Source organism: Micromonospora sp. ANENR4, assembly GCF_015354395.1.
Lineage (GTDB): Bacteria > Actinomycetota > Actinomycetes > Mycobacteriales > Micromonosporaceae > Micromonospora > Micromonospora aurantiaca.
In genome coordinates this window covers 39731-63636 of record NZ_JADKYQ010000001.1, presented here as the reverse complement: position 1 = coordinate 63636, position 23906 = coordinate 39731, and the positions used below count along the sequence as shown (strand labels likewise).

At 74.0% G+C, this 23906-nt stretch carries 21 protein-coding genes; 15 read left to right on the top strand and 6 right to left on the bottom strand.

The window, feature by feature from the left end; all coding sequences use genetic code 11:
* The first annotated feature begins 2 nt into the window (after positions 1–2).
* The 13 genes from IRY44_RS00275 (at position 3) to efeB (ending at position 16022) form a co-directional block, all read left to right on the top strand.
* Entirely contained in the window at positions 3–359 is a 357-nt protein-coding gene (locus tag IRY44_RS00275) for a hypothetical protein (RefSeq protein ID WP_194798478.1), read from the top strand.
* Positions 360–383: 24 nt separating this feature from the next.
* Positions 384–4601: a toxin glutamine deamidase domain-containing protein gene (locus IRY44_RS00270; RefSeq protein ID WP_228531278.1), complete on the top strand. Its 4218-nt coding sequence runs from the start codon at positions 384–386 to the stop codon at positions 4599–4601.
* The gene (locus tag IRY44_RS00265) at positions 4601–5044 is read left to right on the top strand and encodes a hypothetical protein (RefSeq protein ID WP_194798476.1); all 444 of its coding nucleotides are present in this window, start codon (positions 4601–4603) and stop codon (positions 5042–5044) included. The genes IRY44_RS00270 and IRY44_RS00265 overlap by 1 nt, the downstream gene beginning before the upstream one ends.
* Before the next feature lie 17 nt (positions 5045–5061).
* On the top strand, positions 5062–5781 hold the full coding sequence (gene nfi / locus IRY44_RS00260; protein ID WP_194798475.1) for a deoxyribonuclease V: 720 nt from the start codon (positions 5062–5064) through the stop codon (positions 5779–5781).
* Positions 5782–5886: 105 nt separating this feature from the next.
* Entirely contained in the window at positions 5887–6834 is a 948-nt protein-coding gene (locus tag IRY44_RS00255; protein WP_194798474.1) for a hypothetical protein, read from the top strand.
* A gap of 199 nt (positions 6835–7033) precedes the next feature.
* Positions 7034–7240 (top strand): Trm112 family protein, encoded by a 207-nt coding sequence (locus IRY44_RS00250; protein ID WP_013284195.1) that lies wholly within the window; start codon positions 7034–7036, stop codon positions 7238–7240.
* Entirely contained in the window at positions 7237–8433 is a 1197-nt protein-coding gene (locus IRY44_RS00245) for an SIS domain-containing protein (RefSeq protein WP_194798473.1), read from the top strand. Before IRY44_RS00250 ends, IRY44_RS00245 begins: the two co-directional genes overlap by 4 nt.
* Before the next feature lie 28 nt (positions 8434–8461).
* A complete protein-coding gene (locus IRY44_RS00240) occupies positions 8462–9484 on the top strand; it encodes a cation diffusion facilitator family transporter (RefSeq protein WP_194798472.1) in 1023 nt (340 codons plus the stop codon).
* A 3-nt stretch (positions 9485–9487) separates the two neighbouring features.
* Positions 9488–10648, top strand: coding sequence for a mannose-6-phosphate isomerase, class I (manA, locus tag IRY44_RS00235; protein WP_194798471.1), 1161 nt, complete (start codon positions 9488–9490; stop codon positions 10646–10648).
* A 290-nt stretch (positions 10649–10938) separates the two neighbouring features.
* A complete protein-coding gene (ahcY, locus tag IRY44_RS00230) occupies positions 10939–12438 on the top strand; it encodes an adenosylhomocysteinase (RefSeq protein WP_194798470.1) in 1500 nt (499 codons plus the stop codon).
* Between the two features lie 175 nt (positions 12439–12613).
* Positions 12614–13543, top strand: a complete 930-nt coding sequence (gene efeU / locus IRY44_RS00225) for an iron uptake transporter permease EfeU (protein ID WP_194798469.1) — start codon at positions 12614–12616, stop codon at positions 13541–13543.
* Positions 13544–13572: 29 nt separating this feature from the next.
* Complete coding sequence (gene efeO / locus IRY44_RS00220; protein WP_194798468.1) at positions 13573–14703, top strand: iron uptake system protein EfeO; 1131 nt, start codon at positions 13573–13575, stop codon at positions 14701–14703.
* On the top strand, positions 14700–16022 hold the full coding sequence (efeB, locus tag IRY44_RS00215) for an iron uptake transporter deferrochelatase/peroxidase subunit (protein WP_194798467.1): 1323 nt from the start codon (positions 14700–14702) through the stop codon (positions 16020–16022). Before efeO ends, efeB begins: the two co-directional genes overlap by 4 nt.
* Before the next feature lie 7 nt (positions 16023–16029).
* Here the strand turns inward: efeB and IRY44_RS00210 are convergent, their stop codons facing one another.
* On the bottom strand, positions 16030–16998 hold the full coding sequence (locus IRY44_RS00210; protein WP_269696170.1) for an RDD family protein: 969 nt from the start codon (positions 16996–16998) through the stop codon (positions 16030–16032).
* Positions 16999–17039: 41 nt separating this feature from the next.
* Here IRY44_RS00210 and IRY44_RS00205 point away from each other — a divergent pair, with 41 nt between their 5' ends.
* Positions 17040–17993 carry a stage II sporulation protein M gene (locus IRY44_RS00205; RefSeq protein ID WP_194798465.1) on the top strand — a complete coding sequence of 318 codons (954 nt, stop codon included), beginning with the start codon at positions 17040–17042 and terminating at the stop codon, positions 17991–17993.
* On the opposite strand, the gene IRY44_RS00200 is transcribed toward IRY44_RS00205, so the two are convergent.
* The 5 genes from IRY44_RS00200 to IRY44_RS00180 are packed head-to-tail and all read right to left on the bottom strand — an operon-like array spanning position 17971 to position 22988.
* On the bottom strand, positions 17971–19281 hold the full coding sequence (locus IRY44_RS00200; RefSeq protein ID WP_194798464.1) for a DUF58 domain-containing protein: 1311 nt from the start codon (positions 19279–19281) through the stop codon (positions 17971–17973). The two genes, IRY44_RS00205 and IRY44_RS00200, sit on opposite strands and share 23 nt — an antisense overlap.
* A complete protein-coding gene (locus IRY44_RS00195) occupies positions 19278–20255 on the bottom strand; it encodes a MoxR family ATPase (protein WP_194798463.1) in 978 nt (325 codons plus the stop codon). Before IRY44_RS00195 ends, IRY44_RS00200 begins: the two co-directional genes overlap by 4 nt.
* Positions 20252–21550, bottom strand: coding sequence for a DUF4350 domain-containing protein (locus IRY44_RS00190; protein ID WP_194798462.1), 1299 nt, complete (start codon positions 21548–21550; stop codon positions 20252–20254). Before IRY44_RS00190 ends, IRY44_RS00195 begins: the two co-directional genes overlap by 4 nt.
* Positions 21547–22146 (bottom strand): DUF4129 domain-containing protein, encoded by a 600-nt coding sequence (locus IRY44_RS00185; protein WP_194798461.1) that lies wholly within the window; start codon positions 22144–22146, stop codon positions 21547–21549. The genes IRY44_RS00190 and IRY44_RS00185 overlap by 4 nt, the downstream gene beginning before the upstream one ends.
* On the bottom strand, positions 22143–22988 hold the full coding sequence (locus tag IRY44_RS00180; RefSeq protein WP_194798460.1) for a hypothetical protein: 846 nt from the start codon (positions 22986–22988) through the stop codon (positions 22143–22145). The genes IRY44_RS00185 and IRY44_RS00180 overlap by 4 nt, the downstream gene beginning before the upstream one ends.
* Positions 22989–23204: 216 nt before the next feature.
* On the opposite strand from IRY44_RS00180, the gene mtrA reads away from it, so the two are divergent.
* Positions 23205–23894, top strand: a complete 690-nt coding sequence (gene mtrA / locus IRY44_RS00175; RefSeq protein ID WP_088969953.1) for an MtrAB system response regulator MtrA — start codon at positions 23205–23207, stop codon at positions 23892–23894.
* Positions 23895–23906: the final 12 nt, after the last annotated feature.

Genomic DNA, 23906 nt, shown 5'->3' with positions numbered 1-23906 from the left:
AGGTGGCCGGGGGAGAGATCTGGCTGGACCCGGACCGGGCCCGCCGCGGCGGCGCCGACCTGGCGCTGTCGGGGCGGGCGGTGAGCGCGGCCCGGCGGGAGACCGGCGAGCCGATCGCCGCCGCGAGCGCCCAGCGGCCCTGGGGCCGCGACGACATCGGCGCCGCGTTCGACAAGCACTACCAGGGCTACGCCGAGACGCTGCTGCGCACGTGGGAGCTTCTCGGCCGGTCACTGGAGGTGCTCGGGTCGGACGTCGTCCGCTCGGTCACGGCCACCGTGGAGACGGACCTGAGCAACGCCCGTGACCTCGGGACGATCCCGCAGCAAGGGCACAACCCCCATCGGCCCCGGCGCTGACCACCGGAGGACCCGCGCGTGAGCATGCTGCCCAGCCCGATCCCGCACCCGCTCGACTTCTGTCCGTGGGACCTGCCCGGCTGGATCTACGAGGCGCTCGACTGGGTGGTCGGCGTCGAATGGCCGGAGGGCGACGAGCGCGCCGTCTGGGACCTGGCCGACCAGTGGTACGGCGTGGCAGGCGTCCTGACCCGTCCGCGCGACGACGCGATCACCGCCGCCGGCGAGGTCAGGAGCGGGTACGGGGGAGTCGGCCTGGTCGCCGGCGCGTTCGACACGGCGTGGCACAAGCTCGCCGAAGGTGAGGACGCGCCGCTGCACGTCCTGGTCGCGGCGACCGACGAACTGGCGCGTCTGGTCGACTCCTGCGGCTGCGACATCGAGGGCGCGAAGCTGGAAGCCTGGATCGAGCTGGGCATCCTGGTCATCGAGTTGCTGTCCCTGGCCGTCGCCACAGTGCTCACCCTCGGCGCCGCCTCACCGGCGGCGGCCGCCGCGATCACCGCCACGCGGGTCGTGGTGCAGCAGATCTTCAAGCGGCTGGTGGCTCAGCTCGCCCGCAAGGCGGTCAAGCAGGGCCTCAAGGAGGCGGGCGAACGGGCCGCGAAGGAGGCAGCCAGGTCCGGTGCCCGCAAGCTGGCCCGGCGGGCCGCGATCGGCGGCGTGCTGGAGGCCGGTCAGGAAGCGGCCACCAGCCTCGGCACGCAGGCGTACCAGAACTCCACCGGCCGGCGGGACGGCCTCGACCTGACCGACGTGAGCACGTCGGCTCTCGGCGGATTCGCCGGCGGTGCGGTCGCGCCGCTGGCCGGGCTGGGCCGGCACGCCACCGGGCCGTTCGCGGAGATCGCCGAGCGGTTCGGGCGGGAGATGGGCGGGGAGACGCTCGCCGAGACCGCTGCGGGCCTGGCGACCGGCCAGGGGCCGTCGCTCGAGGATCTGGCGCGCGCCGCTGCCTCCGGCGCCAGCGGGTCCGCCACGAACCAGGCGGACTCGGCACTGCAACGGCGCCTCGACGGGCAGCTGAGCGGGTTGACGGTGTCCCCGGTCGGCCTGGACGTGCCGGTCACCGCCGACCCCGTCGGGCTGATCCCGGCCCAGCGGGCCGCCGAGCCGATCGTCCACAGCGGCGGCGACACGATGGCGGGGGCCGTTCCCGCGACACCCTCACACGTCACGCCCCAAGCCGCCGGTCCGCACCCGCTCGCCGTGGACCTGCCCCGCCCGGCGCCGGATCCCACGACGACGCCGCCGCTCGACGATGTCGTCCCGCACGACGTGGCACATCCGACCGCCACCACGAGCCCCACGTTGTCCTCGGTGATCACGGACGCGCCCGTCGCCACGCCCCCGTCGACCGCGCCCGGTGTCCACAACGGCGCGGGCCCGGTGGCGACGCCGATCGACGACGCCCCGCCACCGTCGACCCCCGTGCAGGCGGCAGCGGCACCGGCCACGCTTTCCCCATCCACCACTGACCATCCGCATGTGGCGGCAGCGCCGTTGTCGGATCGGGCCGGCTCCGGCCTCGGACCTTCGACGCCGGTGTCCACGCCGTCACCGCAGCCGCATGCGGCACCGTTCCCGGGCCTGCCCGGCCCGGATCCGCGGCCGATTCCGAACCACCGCTTCCCCCTGCTGGAGTCCCTGGCACCGCCCCGGCCGTCCGCGGACTCCCCAGGCCCCGACCCCAGCCGGCTCGACTCGCTGCCTCCCGACCTGCGAACGATCCGGGAGCGCGCCGCACGGCTGGTAGCCGACAGGGAGTCGTTCGACAGGCGTCGCTACCACGGTCATCTGCAGTCCCAGCGGAGGTGGTTCGAGGACCGTCGACGGGAGACCCGAGCCGACTGGCTGCATGAGCGCGCCACGTACCACGAGGAAAGGGCCAGTGACTGGGCCGCGCAGGCCGTGGAGCTGCGACGCGCCGGCCGGACCTTGGCGGCGCAACGATGGCACCGGGAGTCGCACGAGGCCGCCCTGGAGGCAGCCGACCTGCGCGAGGAAGCGCGTCACGTCCTGGCCGGCAGGCTCGTTCCGCAGGAGGTGATGATCGAGGACGACCTCGACTTCTACCGCATCAACGACGACGTGGCGGACCTGGCCGTCGGCGCGGTGGAGACGGCCGACCACTCCGCGCTCACCGGTCACGGGCACCCCGAGCCGATCGACAGGTCCCGGCCCTACGGCCGCCGGGGAGGGCTCCGGCCTCCGCTGGCGCTGCACCAGACCGACCTCGAACGGCAGATGCCCCGCAACCTCGACGGCAGCGTGACCCGTACCGCCGATCCCCGGCGCGGCAGATGGTTCCGCCTCGCGAACGACGGCGGACCGGCGGCCGACGCGACCCGGGGGATCAACTGCCTCGACTGCACGCTGTCGCTGTTCGAGACCTGGGTTCACGGACGGCCGCGCGTCGCGGCGCCGCGTACGTTCGACGGCTACCTGAACGGCGACGTGAACCGGCCGGTGGGCGGGGAGGCGGACGGGCCGCTGCGCGTCGAGCAGACGACCGGCGGCCGGTTCCAGAACCTCTGCCCGCCGGACCGGCCCGGTGTCACCGGCCGGGAGCGCCAGCTGTTGGTGGACGGCGGTTACCGGGACCTGTACGCGCAGCTCGCGTCGGGCGGCCACGGCAGTTACGCGTTCCTCATCACCAGCTTCGAGGGCGGCGGATCGCACGCGTGGGTGGCGTTGAACCAGAACGGCACGATCCTCTTCCTCGACCCGCAGACGGGCGAGGTGGCGGACCGGCCGATCTACCACCACAGCGGCCGTCCGGCCCGCGGCAACGTGGTCGGCGTCGACGCTCTGGTGCTCGGCCCCGGCGGCCGGCCGATGCCGCTCGCCGACCGCCCACCCGGCACCTACAACGTCCTGCCCGAGCCGCTGCCCCGCCCGGCGCCGCCACGGCCGCCGGCCCCGCCGCCGATCGCCGACGGTCCCGTCCCGGACTTCAACCACGTCCACCTGCTCGGCGAGTCCACGACCATCCACCGCCGCGCCGACGGACCGATGCCGGGCGGTGCGCCGCCCGTCGAGCCGGAACCCGACCGGGTACGCGAGGACCACCGGCAGGCACACGCCAACCGGATCGCGGCCGGGCTCTACGTGCGCGACGCGCTGGCGGAGAGCGGGAACCTCGACGCCGCCTTCGCCGCCGGCGTGACGCCCGTCGAGTTGGCGCAACACGTCGACGTGCCGACGTTGCGGCGGCTCGTACCGGGGCTGAACGAGAGCGGTGCGGCCGACCTCACCCGGTTGTTCGCCGACCCGCGCGTGCAGCGGATGCTCGACCAGAGCTGGGAGGCGCCGCCGCGACGCGAGGAGTTGCTGGCCGAGAGGTTGGTGCGGCAGCTCGCGGAGCGGCCCGACCTGGTCCGGATGATCCTGACGACACCGGAACTCGCCAACTCGCTCACCGCCCGGCCGCTGACCCTGCACCACCTGGCCGGCCACCAGCAGGCCATCGACGTGTTGCAAGACGTGGTAGGCGAGATCCGGGAACGGGGCGCTGACGTCGTTGCATCGACGGAGCCGCCGGCCCTGATGCCGACTCCATTGACAGACGCTCACTTAACGGTGAGCGAATCCTTTACAACTGAGAGCGCGGAGGCCGCGCAGCCGGGTTTCGATCTAGCGCGACTTGGTGACACCGCGTATCGAAAGCAGTTCTTGGACCAGTTGTATGAGGCAGCGGCTGTCGCGCAGTCGGAGCTCAACTCCCTGGGGCGGGATCTGGCAGAGTCATGCGGTGGTGGTGCCGAATACCACCCGCGTCGTGAGCCCAAGGACCGTGCGCGGGCTGAGGACAAAATCAAGGGCTACGGCGGCGATGCGTCACAGCTGAAGGATCTCGCGGGCGGCTACGTCTCGTTTGGCAACCTCGACGAACTCTACGGCGGACTCGCACGTCTGAGGAACGACGGGCGATTGGATCTGGTGAAGTTCGAAGACCGCTTCCAGAGCCCACAGAAAAGTGGATACCGAGACGTACAGATGTTCCTCCGTGCCTCCAACGGGCACATCGCTGAGTTCCGGCTGCAACTGGCGCCACTCGACAGAGTGGCGAACTGGGAACATTCCCTCTTCGAAGTGCGGCGCGACCTCGAAGCGGTCGCTCGTGAGGAGGGACGTAGCGTGACGGTGACGGAGTCCGCCATTCGTCGGGCGGTGCTTCGGCGACAGCGTGAGCTGTTCTGGGAGGCTCTTCAGACGGCGCTGCACAAGGAGAGTGCGTGATGGCTACAGTCGACGGCGTCGAACTTCCCGCTTATTTCGAGCACTACGACACGCCTGTGAAGCTGGTCGCCACACAGGATGGCGGCCACGCCGCTTGGAAGCTGGACCGCTCGACGGGGGGTTGGCGGCCGGCGGACGAGCTCGTCGACGACGTGATCGGTGGCGTGGGCGGCGAGATCTACGTGCGCTCGGCTGATGCCTTCGTGCAGCACGTCGAGCAGTTGCGCGGACGCTACCTGAGCGGAGGGGGGCCGGTCTTCGCGCTCTACGAGACGGTCCGGGCGCTCGAGGCTCCCGCCGTCGCGGAGCGGCGACCGTTCACCGCGGAGGAAGCCGCGCTGATCAAGGGGATCCGGCGGCGGACCTTTGTGATGTTCGAGGAGCAGCTCCAGCAGGCCGGTGACCCCGCCGCCGACCCCACCATCGCCTCCGCCGCCTCCTGAAAGCGGCCCGGAACGCCATGCCCTCCACCGACGGCACACCCGTGCCCTACGTGCCGCCCGCCGACGTGGCGGAGGCGCGACGCGTACAGGAGGAGTTGCGGTCCCGGGTGGACCTGGTCGGGCCCGGTCCTGCCGCGCCCACGACGGTGGCCGGCTTGGACGTGGCGTACGCGCAGGACGGTGATCTGCTCGCGGCGGCCGTCACGGTCCTCGACGCGGCCACCCTCGATGTGGTGGACGAGGCGGTGTGTGTGGGGCGGCCCGCCTTCCCGTACGTGCCGGGGCTGTTCGCGTTCCGCGAGATGCCGGCGTTGCTCGCCGCGCTGGACCGGCTCACGGTCCGTCCCGAGCTGCTGGTCTGTGACGGGCACGGGCTGGCGCACCCGCGCCGGTTCGGGCTGGCCTGCCATCTGGGCCTGGTGACCGGGCTGCCGACGATCGGGGTGGGCAAGACGCCGCTCGTCGGCTCGTGGACGGGGCCCGGTCCCGCGCGTGGTGACAGTGCCGACCTGTGCGACGGCGGCGAGGTGGTCGGGCGGGTACTGCGGACTCAGGACGGTGTCCGGCCGGTCTTCGTGAGCGTCGGGCACCGGATGGGGTTGGACGACGCGGTGGAGCGGGTACTGGCTCTGACGCCCCGGTACCGGCTGCCGGAGACCACCCGTACGGCCGACCGGCTGTGCCGGCGGGCGCTCGCCGATGCAGGCGCGTCGGGCGGTGACCTGGGCGGGCGGTGATCGCGTGGCGCTGCACACATGTGGCGTGCTCGATGCGCGGGCGCCCGGAGGGGCCGGTAGTAACCTGACCGGCGGATCCGGTCCGGACGCAACGGTGAGGTGGAGATGTCGGCAGGGCGGCACGCGGCGCGGTGGGCCATTGTCGGCGCGCTGCTGGGTGGCCTGATCGCCGTCCCGGCGTCACCGGCGTCGGCCCGGGACGACCGGGTGGGACTGCGCGCGGCGAAGAGCTTCACCGCCGGTGGGCCGCCCGGGACGGTGGCGGTCGAGGTGCGCAAGCGGACGGACGGCTGCGTGCAGTTGCGTACCGCGGTCGGGCTCCGGCTGGAGGGCCTGCGGGCCGACCAGGTCCGGGTGCAGGTGGCGTCCGGCGGCCGATGGGTGCCGGTGCAGGTCTCCGGGGACGGCGGCGCCGTCGCCACCGCCGCGGTGGCGCCTGTCGACCGGCCGTTGTGCAAGGGCAAGGGCGTCACCGTGCGTTACCGGGTGTCCTTCCTTGCCGGGGCCGTCGGCGGCCGGCTGGAGCTGGCCGCCGAGGCGAGCGCCGCGAACGGCGACGTGCTCGGCCGGGCCGGCGGGTCGGCCCGGCTGGTGGGCGCGGCGACGCCGAGCCCCACCCCGTCCCGTAAGCCCTCGCCGACGCCCAGCGCGAGCGAGACCACGGCGGCCGAGGCGACCGACACGTCGCCGGTCGCCGCCGCCGTCGCCCCGGCCACCGCCGCGGCCGACGACTCGTCGTTCGGAGGTTCCATGATCATGTGGTTCGGTATCGGGCTGGTGCTGGTCGGCGCCGCCCTCATCGTCCTGCTGCTGCGCCGCAACCGCGCCGACCGCAGCGGTGGTGGCGCGGACACCGGCCTCCCGCCGGTCCCGCTGCCGCGCAGCACCACCACCTACCGCTCCGGCACGCCCGGGCCGGCCCCCACGGTGTACGGGGGCACGACGCCGCCCCGCCCGGCCGGCAACGTGTACGGCGCGCCCGCGTCCGCCCCGGCGCCACCGGCCCCGCCCGCCGGGGACGCGACGAGCGTCTTGCCCCGCTTGCCGGACTGAACCGGAACCCGACCCGCTCCCGGGGTTACGGTGACGGTGGGTGGTCATGCCGTGACCCGGCAGCCGCCACCTGCCCGACCGGAGGACGGAACACCGGGGCCGAACGGGGCCCGGTGCCGGGGCCGCTCGGCCGATAAGATCGCGTGCGCCGATCGGCACCGCCGACCGGTGAGACCGCATACGTGGAAGGAGCCGCGCCGTGGCCCTGGACCCGCAGTTGCTCGACATCCTCGCCTGCCCGGACACGCACCACGCCCCGCTCGACTACGACGCGCAGGCGCAGACGCTCACCTGCACCGAGTGCGGTCGCATCTTCGAGGTCCGGGACGACGTCCCGGTGCTCCTGCTGGACGAGGCGCGTGGTGGACCCGCCGCCGACGACGCGCGGGGCGGGTCGTCGCGGTGATGGAGGGTACGGCCGGGGTCAGCGGCCACCGGCACGCGGACGAGACCCTGCTGGACGACGCGGCGCAGCTCTCCGAGCGGGATCCGGGCGGGATGCTCCGGTTCACCGCGTCCGCCGGCGCGCAGGTGCGCGAGTCGGCGGCGCTGGCCGCCGAGGCGAATTTGACGGTGCTCGCCGACGACGGACGACCCCGCGCGGTGGTCATCGCGGGCATCGGCACCGCCGGGCGTACCGGTGACGTGCTGGCCACCGTCGCCGGGCCGCGCTGCCCGGTGCCGGTCATCCCGCACCGCAGCGCCGGCGTGCCGGGCTGGGTGGGCGCGGCGGACGTGGTCATCGCGGTGAGCGCGTCCGGTCGCAGCCCGGAGGCGCTGGGCGCGGCCGAGGCGGCGCACCGGCGCGGCGCCCGGCTGGTCGCCGTCGGCGCGCCCGACTCGCAGCTCCAGTCCGTGGCGGAGCGGGCCCGGGCGCCGTTCATCCCGGTGCCCCGGCGCGCGCCGGCCCGGGCGAGCCTCTGGGCGCTCACCGTGCCGGTTCTGCTGGCCGCCCGTACCCTCGGGCTCGTGAAGGTCAACGAGGCGGATCTGGCCGAGACAGCGGCCCGGTTGGACGCCGACGCCGATCGATGCCGGCCGACCGCCGAGTCCTTCGTCAACCCGGCGAAGTCGCTGGCGCTGGGCCTGTCCGGTTCGATCCCGATCGTGTGGGGTTCGTCCCCGCTGGCCACCGTGGCCGCCCGGCGGTTCGGTGACACGTTGTCCGCGAACGCCCGCTACCCGGTGGTCGCCGGTGCGCTGGGCGAGGCGGGCCGGGGCCGCGTCGGCCTGCTCGACGGGGTGTTCGGCGGCCTGGCCGAGGGCGAGCGGGACATCTTCGCCGACCCGGGCGACGACGAGCCCGACGGCACGCGGCTGCGGCTGGTGCTGCTGCGCGACGGCGGGCTCAACGCCGACGACGACACCGACGAGCCGCTGGCGGTCGAGGAGCGCCGCGCGGACGCGGTGCAGACGCTCGCCGAGCGGCGCGGGGTGCGCTGCGACGTGGTGACCGCCGAGGGCGGCTCCGCGCTGGAGCGGCTCGCGTCGCTGGTGGCGGTGCCCGACTTCGCCTCGATCTACCTCGCCTTGGCACATGGGCTGGACCCGATGGCGGTACCGGCCATCACGGAGATGAAGGAGCTGGCTAACCAGTGACCACACGGGGCATCGGGCGAGGCGGGGAATGAGCGCAAACGGGGGCACCAAGGCGATCGTCGCCGCCCTGGCGGCGAACCTCGGCATCGCCGTCACCAAGTTCATCGCGTTCGCCCTCACCGGCTCGTCGTCGATGCTGGCCGAGTCGATCCACTCGGTGGCCGACTCGGGTAACCAGGGCCTGCTGCTGATCGGCGGCCGGCGGGCCAAGCGGCAGGCCACGCCGCAGCACCCGTTCGGGTACGGCCGGGAGCGCTACATCTACGCCTTCATCGTGGCGATCGTGCTGTTCAGCATCGGTGGCCTGTTCGCGCTCTACGAGGCGTACCACAAGGCGTCCGACCCGCACCCGATCGAGAACTGGCAGTGGGTGCCGGTGGCGGTGCTCGTGGCGGCGATCGTGATGGAGAGCTTCTCCTTCCGTACCGCCATCAAGGAGTCGAACCTGGTCCGGGGCAACCAGACCTGGGTCCGGTTCATCCGTCGCGCCAAGGCGCCGGAGCTGCCTGTGGTCCTGCTGGAGGACTTCGGCGCCCTGGTCGGTCTGGTGTTCGCGCTGTTCGGTGTCGGCATGACGCTGATCACCGGCAACGGCATGTGGGACGCCGCGGGCACCGCGATGATCGGCGTGCTGCTGGTGATCATCGCGATCACGCTGGCGATCGAGACCAAGAGCCTGCTGCTCGGCGAGGGCGCCGAGCAGAGCGAGCTGGACAAGATCGAGCAGGCCGTGACGAACGGTCCCGAGGTCGAGCGGATCATCCACATGAAGACGCTCTACCTCGGCCCGGAGGAGCTGATGGTGGCCGCGAAGATCGCGGTGCCGGCCTGGGAGACCGCCCACGACCTGGCCCGCGACATCAACGCCGTCGAGGCGCGGATCCGGCGTGAGGTGCCGACCGCGCGGGTGATCTACCTGGAGCCGGACATCTACTCGCCCGCCGCCGAGCAGGCCGGCACCGGGCAGGCGGCGGACACCGCCGTCCCGGAGGCCGTGACCACCGGTGGGACGCACGCGGCCGACGAGGTCGCCGGGCGGCCCGGGAGCTGACCGATGGAGTTGTTGCAGGGCCGGATCCGTGACTACGCCTGGGGCTCGCGCACCGCGATCGCCGAGTTGCAGGGGCGGCCGGTGCCGAGCAACGGGCCGGAGGCGGAGCTGTGGCTGGGCGCCCACCCGGGCGCCCCGGCCACTGTGCAGCGCGACGGCCGGCCGGTCAGCCTCACCGATCTGCTGGTGGCCGAGCCGGGCCACTGGCTGGGTGAGCGGCTGGTCGGCCGGTTCGGCACCCGGCTGCCGTTCCTGCTGAAGGTGCTCGCCGCCGACTCGCCGCTGAGTCTCCAGGCGCATCCGGACGCCGAGCAGGCCCGAGCCGGGCACGCCGCCGACGTGGGGCGGGTCAACTACGTGGACCCGTACCACAAGCCGGAGCTGCTGGTGGCGCTCTCCGAGTTCGATGCGCTGTGCGGCTTCCGCGACCCCGGGGAGTCGGCGGAGGCGATCGCCGCGTTCGGCGTACCCGCGCTGGAACCTGTGGTGGCGGCGTTGCGGGACGGGCCGGCGGGGCTGCGGGAGGCGGTCCGCCTGCTGTTGAGCTGGCCGCAGGCGGAGCGCGCCGGGCTGGTGGCGGCCGTGCTGGCGGCGGCGCAGGCCGGGCCGGCCTCGGCGGACGCCGAACTGGTCCGCACGCTGGCGGCCGGCTATCCGGCCGACCCGGGCGTGGTGGTGGCGTTGCTGCTGCACCATGTCCGGCTGGCGCCCGGCGAGGGCATCTGGATGCCGGCCGGGAACCTGCACGCCTACCTGCGCGGCACCGGCGTGGAGATCATGGCGGCCAGCGACAACGTGCTGCGCGGCGGGTTCACCGCGAAGCGGGTCGACGTGGACGAGTTGCTGCGGGTGCTCCGGTTCGAGGTGCTGACCCGGCCGGTACTGCGGCCGGAGCAGGTGGAGCCGGGCGTGCTGACCTGGCCGGTGCCGGTGGAGGACTTCGCGCTGCACCGGGTCGAAGTGGCCGCCGGGGCGGCTGGTGTGCGGCTGACGCTGCCCGGGCCGCGGGTGGTGCTCTGCCGGGCCGGGAAGCTGACCGTCGACGACGGCGTGGGGTCGGTGACGCTGGACGCGGGTCAGGCCGCTGTGGGTACGGCGGCCGGTGGCCCGCTGGCGCTGAGCGGGGCGGGCGAGGCGTTCGTCGCCACTTGCGGCATGCACTGACCCCGGACAAGTCCGACTTTCCCGAAATGGCTTGACGGCCACCTTGCGTGGTGTGACTCTATGGGTACGCAGCGTTGTCGCGACGAAGGTCCGGTGACGTGCGGGGGAACCAAACCGGGGGGATGCGCGGGGCGGCCGGACCGTGAGTGGGAGAGTCCGCTCACGACCGACCGCCCCGTGCGCTGTCCGCCGACCGGCCGATTGCGCGGTCGGCCAACCGGGCACGGGTCGAGTGGCCCGCGAGCGTAAGGTGGAAGGCTGCGCACCACCATCGTTCGACAGGAGCTTCCATGACCAGCACCCTCCCGGCGGCCTCCAGCGGCGCGTCGTCGCAGGCCCGGCCGAGCACCCTCGCCGAGGGCGACTACAAGGTGGCGGATCTGTCGCTCGCCGCGTTCGGGCGCAAGGAGATCCGGCTCGCCGAGCACGAGATGCCCGGCCTGATGGCGATCCGGCGCGAGTTCGCCGAGGCCCAGCCGCTGGCCGGCGCCCGCATCACCGGTTCGCTGCACATGACCGTCCAGACCGCCGTCCTGATCGAGACCCTGGTCGCGCTCGGCGCGCAGGTCCGCTGGGCGTCCTGCAACATCTTCTCCACCCAGGACCACGCCGCCGCGGCGATCGTGGTCGGCCCCGAGGGCACCCCGGAGGCCCCTGCGGGCGTGCCGGTCTACGCCTGGAAGGGCGAGACGCTGCCGGAATACTGGTGGTGCACCGAGCAGGTGCTGGCGTGGCCGGACGGGCAGGGCCCGAACATGATCCTCGACGACGGCGGCGACGCCACCCTGCTCGTCCACAAGGGCGCCGAGTTCGAGAAGGCCGGCGTCGTGCCGCCGGTCGAGTCCGCCGACTCCGAGGAGTACGCGGTCATCCTCGAACTGCTGCACCGCTCGCTGGCCGAGGACGGCCGGCGCTGGACCCGGATCGCCGCCGGCATCAAGGGCGTCACCGAGGAGACCACCACCGGCGTGCACCGGCTCTACGAGATGCACCGCGCCGGCACGCTGCTCTTCCCGGCCATCAACGTCAACGACTCGGTGACCAAGAGCAAGTTCGACAACAAGTACGGCTGCCGCCACTCGCTCATCGACGGCATCAACCGCGCCACCGACGTGCTGATCGGCGGCAAGATGGCCGTCGTCATGGGCTACGGCGACGTGGGCAAGGGCTGCGCCGAGTCGCTGCGCGGTCAGGGCGCCCGGGTCGTGGTGACCGAGGTCGACCCGATCTGCGCGCTGCAGGCGGCGATGGACGGCTACCAGGTCGCCACGCTCGACGACGTGGTGGAGCAGGCCGATATCTTCATCACCGCGACCGGCTGCTTCGACGTCATCACCAACGAGCACATGGCCCGGATGAAGCACCAGGCCATCGTGGGCAACATCGGCCACTTCGACAACGAGATCGACATGGCCGGCCTGGCCAAGCGCAGCGACGTGACCCGGGAGAACATCAAGCCGCAGGTCGACGTGTGGCGCTTCGACGACGGCCACGCCATCATCGTGCTGTCCGAGGGCCGCCTGCTGAACCTGGGCAACGCCACCGGCCACCCGAGCTTCGTGATGTCGAACTCGTTCGCCAACCAGACGATCGCCCAGATCGAGCTGTTCACCAAGACCGACGAATACCCGATCGGCGTCTACGTGCTGCCCAAGCACCTGGACGAGAAGGTCGCCCGGCTGCACCTGGACGCGCTCGGCGCGAAGCTGACCACGCTCACCAAGGAGCAGGCCGCCTACCTGGGCGTCTCCCCGGAGGGCCCGTTCAAGCCGGACCACTACCGCTACTGAGTTCCACGCTCCCTGAGGGACCGGGGTCTGCCGCGCGGCCGACCCCGGTCCCTTTTCGCGTACGGGGGAAGGCCGTCAGGTGACGAACCGGGTGACGTTACCCGGATCAGCTTGACGTTTGCTGTGAACAGGAGCAAGGTATGCCTGCCCTAACTCAGCGACGACGGAGTGCCTGATGTTCGCCACGTACCTGATCGGCCTGCGCGAGGGCCTGGAAGCGACGCTCGTGGTCAGCATCCTCGTCGCCTTCCTGGTCAAGTCGCAGCGCCGGGACCGGCTGCCGCAGGTGTGGGCCGGCGTCGGCCTGGCCGTGGCGCTCTCCGTCGGCTTCGGCTCGCTGATCCAGTACACCTCCACCTCGCTGCTGCGCACCTCCGAGTCGCGCGAGCTGTTCGAGGCGGTCACGTCGGTCGCCGCCGTGGTGTTCGTGACCTGGATGATCTTCTGGATGCGCCGGGCCGCCCGCACCATCGCCGGTGAACTGCGCGGCAAGCTCACCGACGCGCTCGCCGTCGGCTCCCTGGCCGTGGCCGGCATGGCGTTCCTCGCCGTGATCCGCGAGGGCCTGGAGACGGCGCTCATCTTCTACGCCGCCGCCGAGAGCGCGGCCGGCGGCACCGGGCCCGGCTCGCTGCTCGCCCTGGCCGGCGGCATCGCCACCGCCGTCGTGATCGGCTTCCTGCTCTACCGCAGTGCGGTACGGATCAACCTCAGCCGGTTCTTCACCTGGACCGGCGCGCTGCTCATCCTGGTCGCCGCCGGCATCCTCAAGTACGGCGTGCACGACTTCCAGGAGGCGGGCGTGCTGCCCGGCCTGAACGACCTGGCCTTCGACATCTCGAACACGCTCGACCCGGGCTCCTGGTACGGCGCGCTGCTCGCCGGCATGTTCAACGTCACCGCCGCGCCGACGGTGCTGGAACTGGTCGCCTGGGTCGCGTACGCGGTGCCGGTGCTCGTGCTCTTCCTGCGCAAGCCGGCCAAGCCCGCTCAGCCCGCGAAGCCGTCCCGGTCCGCCGAGCCGGTCCCCCCGGCCGCCGCGCCCGCAGCCGACACGTCCGACGCGCCGGCCGACGTCGCCGCCGTTCCGTCCCCCCGCGCCTGAACCACCCGCTCCCGAGGAGACCCCGCACGATGCGTACCACTCGACTCGTCGCGCCCGCCGCCGCCGGGCTGCTCGCCGTCGCCGGACTGACCGGCTGCGGGGGCGGTGACGACGCCGACGCCACGAACGGCGGGCCGATCGCCGTCAAGGCCACCGACACCGTCTGCGAGGTCGGCGACACCGAGATCGACGCCGGTCAGGTCACGTTCAAGGTGACGAACAACGGCTCCAAGGTCAACGAGTTCTACGTCTACGCGGCAGGTGACCGGGTGATGGGCGAGGTGGAGAACATCGCCCCCGGGCTCAGCCGCGAGCTGCGGGTCGAGCTGACCGCCGGCACGTACGAGACGGCCTGCAAGCCGGGGATGAGCGGCCGGGGCATCCGGGGCGCGCTGAAGGTCTCCGGCACCGCCGCGACCGTCGCCCCCGACGCCGCGCTGACCCAGGCCACCGAGAGCTACCAGCGGTACGTGCGCAGCCAGACCGCCGCGCTGCTGACCAAGACCGAGGAGTTCGTGGCCGCGGTCAAGGCGAACGACGTGGCGAAGGCCAAGGCGCTGTACCCGGTGGCCCGCACCTACTGGGAGCGGATCGAGCCGGTCGCGGAGAGCTTCGGCGACCTCGACCCGAAGATCGACGGCCGCGAGGAGGTGGTCGAGGAGGGCATGGAGTTCACCGGCTTCCACCGGATCGAAAAGGACCTCTGGACCACCGGGGACGTGAGCAAGGACGGCGCGATCGCCGACCGGCTGCTGGTCGACGTGAAGGCGATCGTCGCCAAGGCGGACGCCGAGAAGCTCACCCCGCTCCAGCTCGCCAACGGCGCCAAGGCGCTGCTCGACGAGGTCGCCAGCGGCAAGATCACCGGCGAGGAGGAGCGCTACTCGCACACCGACCTCTGGGACTTCAACGCCAACCTGGAGGGCTCCAAGGCGGCCATCGCCGCGCTGCGACCGGCCCTGGAGCAGCGCGCGCCCGACCTGGTCAAGCAGCTCGACAGCGAGTTCGCGAACGTGGAGACCACACTCGGCAGGCACCGGGCCGGCGACGGCTGGAAGCTGCACACCCAGCTCGGCAAGGACGAGCTGAAGGAGTTGTCGGACGCGGTCAACGCGCTGGCCGAGCCGGTCAGCAAGGTCGCGGCGGCAGTCGCGCGATGACCGGTCCGGCCGGCGGTGACGCGACGAGCGAGCCGAACCGCGAGCGGACCGGCCGCGGCCTGTCCCGGCGCCGGGCGATGACCCTGGCCGGCGTCGGCGTGGCAGGCGTCGCCGGGGTGGCGGGTGGCGCGGGCGCGCTGCTCGCCGGCGGGAACGAGGCATCAGCCACCGGATCCGCCGCCGGGTCGGTGCCGTTCCTCGGCGAGCACCAGGCCGGCATCACCACCCCGGCCCAGGACCGGGTGCACTTCGTCGCGTTCGACGTGGTCACCAAGGACCGGGACCGCCTCGTCGCCATGCTCCAGGAGTGGACCGCCGCCGCGGCCCGGATGACCGCCGGCAAGGACGCCGGGGTGATCGGCGCGGTCGGCGGCATGCCCGAGGCCCCGCCGGACGACACCGGCGAGGCGCTCGGACTGCCCCCGTCGCAGCTCACCCTCACCGTGGGCTTCGGGCCGACGCTGTTCCGCGACGCGCAGGGCCGGGACCGTTTCGGCATCGCCGCGCGCCGCCCGGCCGCGCTCGCCGACCTGCCGCACTTCGCCGGGGACGCGCTCAAGCCGGAGCTGTCCGGCGGCGACCTCTGCGTCCAGGCCTGCGCCAACGACCCGCAGGTGGCGGTGCACGCCATCCGCAACCTGGCCCGAATCGGCATGGGCGTGGTGAGCGTCCGCTGGTCGCAGCTCGGCTTCGGGCGTACCTCGTCGACGTCCCGGGACCAGGCCACCCCGCGCAACCTGTTCGGCTTCAAGGACGGCACCGCCAACCTCAAGGCCGAGGACGCCGGCCTGCTCCGCGACCAGCTCTGGGTGCAGCCCGGCGACGGTCCGGACTGGATGACCGGCGGCTCCTACCTGGTCACCCGGAAGATCCGGATGCTGATCGAGACGTGGGACCGCAGCCCGCTCGCCGAGCAGGAGATGATCGTCGGCCGGACCAAGGGCAGCGGCGCGCCGCTGGGCCGCCGGGACGAGTTCGACGAGCCGGACTTCGCCGCGAAGGGCGACGACGGGGCGCCGCTCATCGCCGACACCGCGCACGTACGACTTGCTCACCCGGACGCGAACGGCGGGGCCCGGCTGCTGCGCCGCGGCTACAACTTCGTGGACGGCTCGGACGGGCTGGGCCGGCTCGACGCCGGTCTGTTCTTCATCGCCTACCAGCGGGATCCGCGCCGGCAGTTCGTGCCGATCCAGACCCGGTTGGCGCGCAACGACGCGATGAACGAATACCTGCGGCACGTCTCCAGCGGCCTGTTCGCCTGCCCGCCCGGCGTAAGCGACGCCGCCGACTGGTGGGGGCGGGCGCTGTTCGCCTGAGCCCGGCTCAGCGGCGTACCGGATCGGGGCCGGCGTCCGGCACGGCGGACCGCAACCGGCCGTCAACCGGCGCGGCCGGACGCAGGGCGGCCGGCGCGACGGCGTGCGGTACGGCGGCCGACGCCGGGACCAGCTCCGGCCAGAGCGTGGCGGCGACCGCCCGGGCCCGGCCCAGCCGCAGCGCCGCCCGGCGCCCCCGCTCGGCCAGGACGGCGGACAGGTAGACCCAGTCCGGCGCGGCCCACGGCGGAGGCGGCGAGGTGACCGCGGCGACCTCCGCCCACAGCGCCCGGCCCAGCCGGAAACGGTCCGGCTCGGCCAGCTGGGGGAGCCGGTCCAGGTACTGCCGGACGGCCAGCGCCAGCCCGTCGTCGAACCGGGTCAGGTCGAGGGTGGCCGCCCAGGCCAGCAGCGGCGGCGGGGCCGGTGGCAGCGGCCGCCACAGCGTGGCGCCCCGGCTGTGCACCACGAGCGTGCCGGCGACCAGGTCACCCAGCCGGCGACCGCGCGGGTCGGTGAGCATCACCGTGACGCTCGCGACCCAGCTCAGCAGCGGCAGCACCAGCCCGGGCCACTCCACCGCCACGCCCACGAGCGCTCGGGTCAGCGACTGGCCCACACCCACCGGGCCGCCGTCGGCGCGTACCACCCGCAGCCCCACTGCCAGCTTGCCCACGGTCCGGCCACCGGCGAAGCGTTCCATCGTCACCGGATAACCGAGCAGGACCAGCACCATCAGCACGACCTGGAGCGCGCCGGCCAGCGCCAGGTCGAGGGAGTCACCGAGCAGCGCGAGCGCCGCCATCGCCAGCACCGCGCCGAGCACCAGGAACAGCGCGACCTGGATCACGGCGTCGATCAGCAGGGCGAGCACGCGGGAGCCCAGCCGGGCCACCCGGACGTCCAGCTCCACCGCCTCGCCGCTGACCAGACCGGCGTCGCCCCAACGGGGCGGTGGGGGAGGTTGCGCGCGCACCCCGACAGTGAACACCATGGACGCCGAACGGGGGAGGGTGAGTGGATCTCGACGCGTACGTGGCCGAGCACGGCGCCGAATGGCGGCGGCTGGAACACCTGACCGGGCGGCGTCGGCTCGACGCGGCAGAGGTCGACGAGCTGGTGGCGCTCTACCAGCGCAGCGCCACGCACCTCTCCGCGCTGCGTGCCCGGGCGCCCGAACCGGCGCTGGTGAACCGGCTGTCCCACCTGGTCCTCGCGGCCCGCGCCCGGGTCACCGGCCGGCCCCGGCCGTCGTGGGCGGCGGTGGGCCGGTTCCTGGCCGCCGACCTGCCCGCCGCGCTCTACCGGGCGTGGCCGTGGTGGTGCGGCGTGGCCACCGCGTTCAGCGTGCTGAGCGTCTTCCTCATCTGGTTCGTCGCCGGCAACCCCGACACCGCCGCCGCGTTCGTCGGCGACGAGGAGGCCCGGCAGCTCGTCGACTCCGGTTTCGCCGGCTACTACTCCGAGTTCTCCGCGCCCACGTTCGCGTTCCGCCTGTGGACGCACAACGCCTGGTTGGCCGCCCAGTGCCTGGCCGCCGGTGTGCTCGTGGTGCCGGTGTTCTGGCTGCTGTGGCAGAACGCGCTGAACATCGGCGTGGTCGGCGGCGTGATGATCGCCTACGGGCGGGCCGACGTCTTCTTCGGCATGATCACCCCGCACGGGCTGCTGGAGCTGACCGGCATCTTCGTCGCCGCCGGGGTCGGCCTGCGGACCGCGTGGGCCTGGATCGCCCCGCCCGCGCACCTCGGACGCGGCCGGGCTCTCGCCGAGGCGGGACGGCTCGCCGCCGTGGTCGCGGCCGGCCTGGTCGGCGTCTTCGCCGTCTCCGCGGTGATCGAGGCGTTCGTGACCCCGGCGCCGGTGCCGATCCCGCTGCGGGTGGCAGCGGGCGCCGCGGTGTGGCTGGCCTTCCTGGCGTACGCGCTGGTGCTCGGCCGGCGCGCGGTCAGAGCCGGCCGAGGGACTTGAGCCGCAGATAGGTGTCGGCGACGGCCGGGGCGAGCCGGTGCCCCGGCACGTCCACCACCGTCACGCCGTAGCGCGACAGGGCGGCGCGTACCCGGTCCCGCTCGGCCAGCGCCCGCCACGCCGACGCGGCCGCGTACGGGTCGTCCGGGCCGGTCGGGGTGGCGGTGGCGAGCCCGGTCAGCACCGGGTCGCCGGCCGCGGCGAGCACCACCCGGTGCCGGGTGGCCAGCCGGGGCAGCACCGGCAGCAGCCCGTCGCCGATCGCGCCCGCCTCCAGCGCGGTGAACAGCACCACCAGGCTGCGCTGCCGCTCCCGGCGCAGCACCTCGGCGGCGATCAGCTCGAAGTCGGTCTCGACCAGCGCGGGCTGCAACGGCGCCACCGCGTCGACCAGCCGGGCGAGCAGTGCCGCGCGGCCGCTGCCGGTCACCCGGGCCCGGATCTCGGTGTCCGCCGCCAGCAGGTCCACCCGGTCACCGGCGCGGGCGGCCAGCGCGGTGAGCAGCAGCGCCGCGTCGATGGCGGTGTCCAGCCGGGGCTCGTCACCGAGGCGTACCGCCGACGTGCGGCCGGTGTCCAGGACGCAGACCAGGCGCCGGTCCCGTTCCGGGCGCCAGGTGCGCACCAGCACGTCGGCGCGGCGGGCGCTGCCCCGCCAGTCGATCGAGCGGACGTCGTCGCCCACCGCGTACTCGCGCAACGTGTCGAACTCGGTGCCGTGGCCGCGCCCCCGGGTCACCTGCACGCCGTCGATGACCCGCAGCCGGGACAGCTTCTCCGGCAGGTGCCGGCGGGAGTCGAAGCGGGGCAGCACCCGCAGCGTCCACTGCGGCGTCGCGGGCTGCTCGGCGTGCTGCCTCGCGCCCAGGCGCATCGGCCCGAGCGACCGTACGGTCAGCGCCACCGCCGGGCGGTCGCCGCGCCGGGTCGGGGTGAGCCGGACCGGCAGCGTGGCGGCGCCACCGGGCGGCACGGTGAGCAGGCGGTCCGGCGGCACGTCCGGGCGCGCCCCGGCCGACGGCACCCACGCGTCGCGTACCTGGGCGTAGAGCGTGCGTGCGGTCGGGTTGGCCAGGTGCAGCGTGACGGTCGCGGTGCCACCGAGGCGGACCGTCCGCTCCCCGGAGCGGGTCACCGTGAGCGCGTCCGGCGGCACCGCCATCGCCCGGTCGAGCAGCACCAGCAGCAGCACCGCCGCGGTCAGTACGGCGACGCCGAGGAACGGCGCCGGCCAGGCCGGCAGGGTCAGCGCGCCCACGCCGAGCAGCAGACCCGCCCGCCAGGTCATCGCGGGGTCGGCACGGTGGCCAGCACCGAGTCCAGCACGGCGTCCGCTGTGACGCCCTCCAGCTCCACCTCCGGGCGCGGGCGCAGCCGGTGCCGCAGCGTCGGGCGGGCGACCGCCTTGACGTCGTCCGGGGTGACGTGGTCGCGGCCGGCCAGCCAGGACCACGCCTTGGCCGCGTTCAGCAGCGCGGTGGCACCACGCGGGGACGCGCCCAGTTCCAGCGCCGGGGCGGCCCGGGTGCCCCGGCACAGGTCCACGATGTAGCCGAGCACCGGCTCGGCCACGTGCACCCCCCGCACCTCCGCGCGGGCGGCGGCCAGGTCCGCGGAACCCGCGACCGGGCGTACGCCGGCGGCACGCAGGTCGCGCGGGTCGAAACCGGCGTGGTGTGCGCGCAGCACGCCCAGTTCCTCCTCGCGCTCCGGCAGCGGCACCGTCAGCTTGAGCAGGAAGCGGTCGAGCTGCGCCTCGGGCAGCGGGTAGGTGCCCTCGTACTCGACCGGGTTCTGGGTGGCCACGACGATGAACGGGTCGGGCAGCGGACGGCGCTCGCCCTCGACGGACACCTGTCGCTCCTCCATCACCTCCAGCAGCGCCGACTGCGTCTTCGGCGGGGTCCGGTTGATCTCGTCGGCGAGCAGCAGGTTGGTGAAGACCGGCCCCTCCCGGAACGTGAACGCGGCGGTGCGCTGGTCGAAGATCAGCGAGCCGGTGACGTCGCCGGGCATCAGGTCGGGGGTGAACTGCACCCGCTTGGCGTCCAGGTCGAGCGCGGCGGCAAGCGTCCGGACCAGCAGCGTCTTGGCCACCCCCGGTACGCCCTCCAGCAGCACGTGCCCCCGGCAGAGCAACGCGATCACCAGGCCGGTGACCACGGCGTCCTGCCCGACGACGGCCTTCGCCACCTCGGCACGCAGCCGGTGCAGGGCGGCGCGGGCGCCGGACGGTGCGGTGGTCGTGACGGGTCCGGTCACCGGGTGTCTCCTTCGCTCGGATGCGGGGCCAGGGTACGGGTCAGGGCGTCCAGGTCGCGGGCCAGCTCCAGCAGCTCGCGGTCCTTCTCCGGGGCGGGGCCGTAGAGCAGGTCGGCCATCCGTTCCGGGTCGGCGCCGACGCGCTCGGCGACCCGGGCGGCCACCTCGTCGTCGGGCGTGTCCGGGGGCAGGTTGAGCCGGGTCACGAGCCGGTCCAGGGCGGCGGCGCGCAGCGTCGCGGCGACGGTGTCCCGGGCGCCCGCCCGGCGGTAGAGCCGCGCCCGGCCGCGTACCGTCTCGGCGGACCGGACGGTGACCGGCAGCGGCTCCGACACCGGCGGCCCGAGCCGGCGGGCCCGCCACAGCACCACGAGCAGGCCGGCCAGGGCGAGCTGCACCAGGAGGGCCCAGAACCAGAGCGGGAAGGCACCCCAGAGCGGGTTCTCCCGCGGCGGGTCGGCGCGGTCGGGCGGATCGGGCCGCTCCGACCGGCCGCTGCCGGCCGGTGCGGGCCGGTCGGTGACCGGATCCGGGGACCAGCTCGGGCCGGTCGGGGCCGGCACCGGCTCGGGCAGGTCGAGCCAGACCAGCGGGCGTCCGCCGCCGAGCAGGCCGGTGGCGAGGGCCTCGTTGCCCCACTCGCCGATCCGGTCGTTGCGGAACGGGTCGCTCGCGCCGGCCAGCACCACCTCGACCCGGCCGGGGACGCGCAGCAGCGCGCCGCCGTAGCAGTGGTCGACCTCGGCCGGCCCGTCATAGCGCTGCAGGTCGATCGCGGCGGTGCCGGCCCGTACCGCCTCGGGCAGCCGGCACGGCGTGCCGTCGGCGTCCGGCGGCACCGCCCGGGCGGCCCAGCGCCCGCCGGCCGGCACGACCGGAGTGTCCAGTTCGGCGAGCACCCGCCGGGACGGCTCGACCAGCACCAGCCGGCTACCCGGCGGCAGGGTGGTCAGCTCGTCGAGCCGGTCGGGGTGCACCAGAGCGGGCGCGGGCACGAACAGCGTGCTCGGCTCGGCCCCGGCGGTACGCAGCGCCGCCGTCAGGTCCGTCTCCCGGCGCACCGGCACGCCCTGGGCGCGCAGCGCCTCCGCGAGCCTGCTGGCGCCGTCGTCGTCGGTGGCGACCGGGGACAGGAAGCCCGGCTCGTCGGCGTCGGGCCGGTCGATCGCGTGCAGCACGAGCGTGGTCACGATCAGCAGCACGGCGAGCCCGAGCGGGACGAGCAACCGGTACGGCCGCCGACGCGACGCAACGGCGGCCGCCGTCGCGGTCTCCGGTACGGCTGTGGCGGTCACCGCGGCTCCTCCCCGGTCAGCTCGCGACTCAGGTCGGTGGCGAGTTCACGCATCCGCCGGTCGTGCGCGGCGGTGGCGGGACGCTGGGCGTACCAGAGGTCGGAGAAGATCGCTCCGGCCGCGTGCAGCGTCGGCCCGACCTGCGGCCGGGTGCGGGCCGCCGCCTCGGTCAGCTCCACGACGGTGAGCCCGGGGCGGGGTTCCACCACCTGCCGGACGACCAGGAGCCGGACCATCTCGCGCAGCCGTTCCCGGACCGCCTCGGCGTACCGGCCCTCGGCCGCCAGCCGGTCGGCCGGCCCGGGACCGGCCGCCGCCGGTTCCGGCAGCCGGGGCGCGGGCAGGCGGACGGCCGGCGGATCGGTGCGCGGCCGGCGGACACGCCGCCGCCGGAACCGGGGCAGCCGCAGCCGGGGCAGGCGGGGGCGCCGCAGCCGGGGCAGCGTGAACCGGGGCAGCCGGCGTGGCACCCAGGCCGGGAAGAAGTGCCAGGCCAGCGCCACCAGCAGCGCGACCGCCAGCAGGATCAGAGCGGCCAGTGGCAGCGGCACCACGTCACCGAGGGCCGCCACCGTCTCGGTCCACCACCGGCTCACCGGTGTGCCGCCAGCAGGACGGGCTCGGGCACGCCGGCCGGCGCGCGGGACAGCCGGATGTCCAGCCCTTCGGTGCGGACCCGGGTCTCCAGGTGCAGCACCGCGTCCAGGCAGGCGAGCGCCGGGTACGCGAGCGCGTTGACAGCGGTGAAGGCGGCGACCGTCAACGGCAGCGCCCAGACCGACACGTCGAACAGGCCCAGCATGCCGAGACCCTGGTATACGCCCAGCCCGATGCCGAGCCGGATCAGCCACCAGCCGAGGTAGCCCAGCAGCCGGATCGCGGCGCCCCGGGCGCTGACCCGGCCGGCCAGGCGTACCGCCCGCCAGGGCGCCAGGTGCGCCGGCACCCCGTCCAGCACCAGCACCGGCACCACCAGGCCGAGCAGCGCGTACGCCGGGAACCAGCCCGGCCCGGTCAGAGCGGCGGCCGTGACGGTCAGCCCGACCAGGACGGCGGCCGGCAGCGCCACGCCGAGCCGGGCGCCGCGCAGCAACTCGGCCGGCCGCGGACGGCGCCCCAGCAGCGCTGCCCCGGCGCCGCGCGCCGCCGGGGCGCCGAGCAGCGCGACGATCGCCGCCTCGGTGCCCGCGCCGGCCGCCAGCAGCAGCCAGTACTCCGGGAGGGTGTCGCCGAACTCCACCGGCCACCAGTACGGCGGTTCGGTCTCGGCGAGCATGCGCAGCGGGTGGAGCACCGCCTGTTCGGCGAGGGCGAGCAGCAGGGCGAGCGGCACGAGCACCCGGGCCTGGTCGCGCAGCAGCAGCACTGCTGCGTCGAGCAGCTCGCCGACGGTCAGCGGACGGCGCGGCAGCACCGCGGTCGGGCCGGCGTCGGGCACGCGTACTCCTGGGCGGGGGCGAGCGGAGGTGGCGGGCGGGGCGACGCCCGGGGGATCATGGTTGCACGGCGGGTCCGCATCCGGTGGACCCGTCCGCTCCGGCGCGCCACGCTGGGCGGCCACGCCGACTTGCTGTGGTGCGCGGGGCCGCCCGGCGCTACGGTGCCGTGGAGACGCCGAACACTCCAGACGAACGGGGATGGAACGATAAACCCCATGAGAGCCCGGGTACTCGTGGTCGACGACGACCCCGCCCTCGCCGAGATGCTCGGCATCGTGCTGCGCAGCGAGGGCTTCGTGCCGTCCTTCGTCGCGGACGGCGAACGGGCGTTGGCCGCCTTCCGCGACAGCCGACCCGACATCGTCCTGCTCGACCTGATGCTGCCGGGCATGAGCGGCATCGACGTGGCCCGCGCCATCCGGGGCGAGTCCGGCGTGCCGATCGTGATGCTGACCGCCAAGAGCGACACCGTCGACGTGGTGCTCGGGCTGGAGTCCGGCGCCGACGACTACGTGGTGAAGCCGTTCAAGCCCAAGGAGCTGGTGGCCCGGATGCGGGCCCGGCTGCGCCGGGGCGAGGACGTGGCGCCGGAGATGCTGACCATCGGCCCGCCCGGCAACCAGATCACCATCGACGTGCCGGCCCACACGGTCAGCCGTGACGGCGAGGAGGTGAAGCTGACGCCGCTGGAGTTCGATCTGCTGGTCGCGCTCGCCCGCAAGCCGCGTCAGGTGTTCACCCGCGAGGTGCTGCTGGAGCAGGTCTGGGGTTACCGCCACGCGGCGGACACCCGCCTGGTCAACGTGCACGTGCAGCGGCTGCGCGCCAAGATCGAGCCGGATCCGGAGCGACCCGAAATCATCCTGACCGTGCGGGGCGTGGGCTACAAGGCGGGTACCGGATAGCCTGGTCAGCAC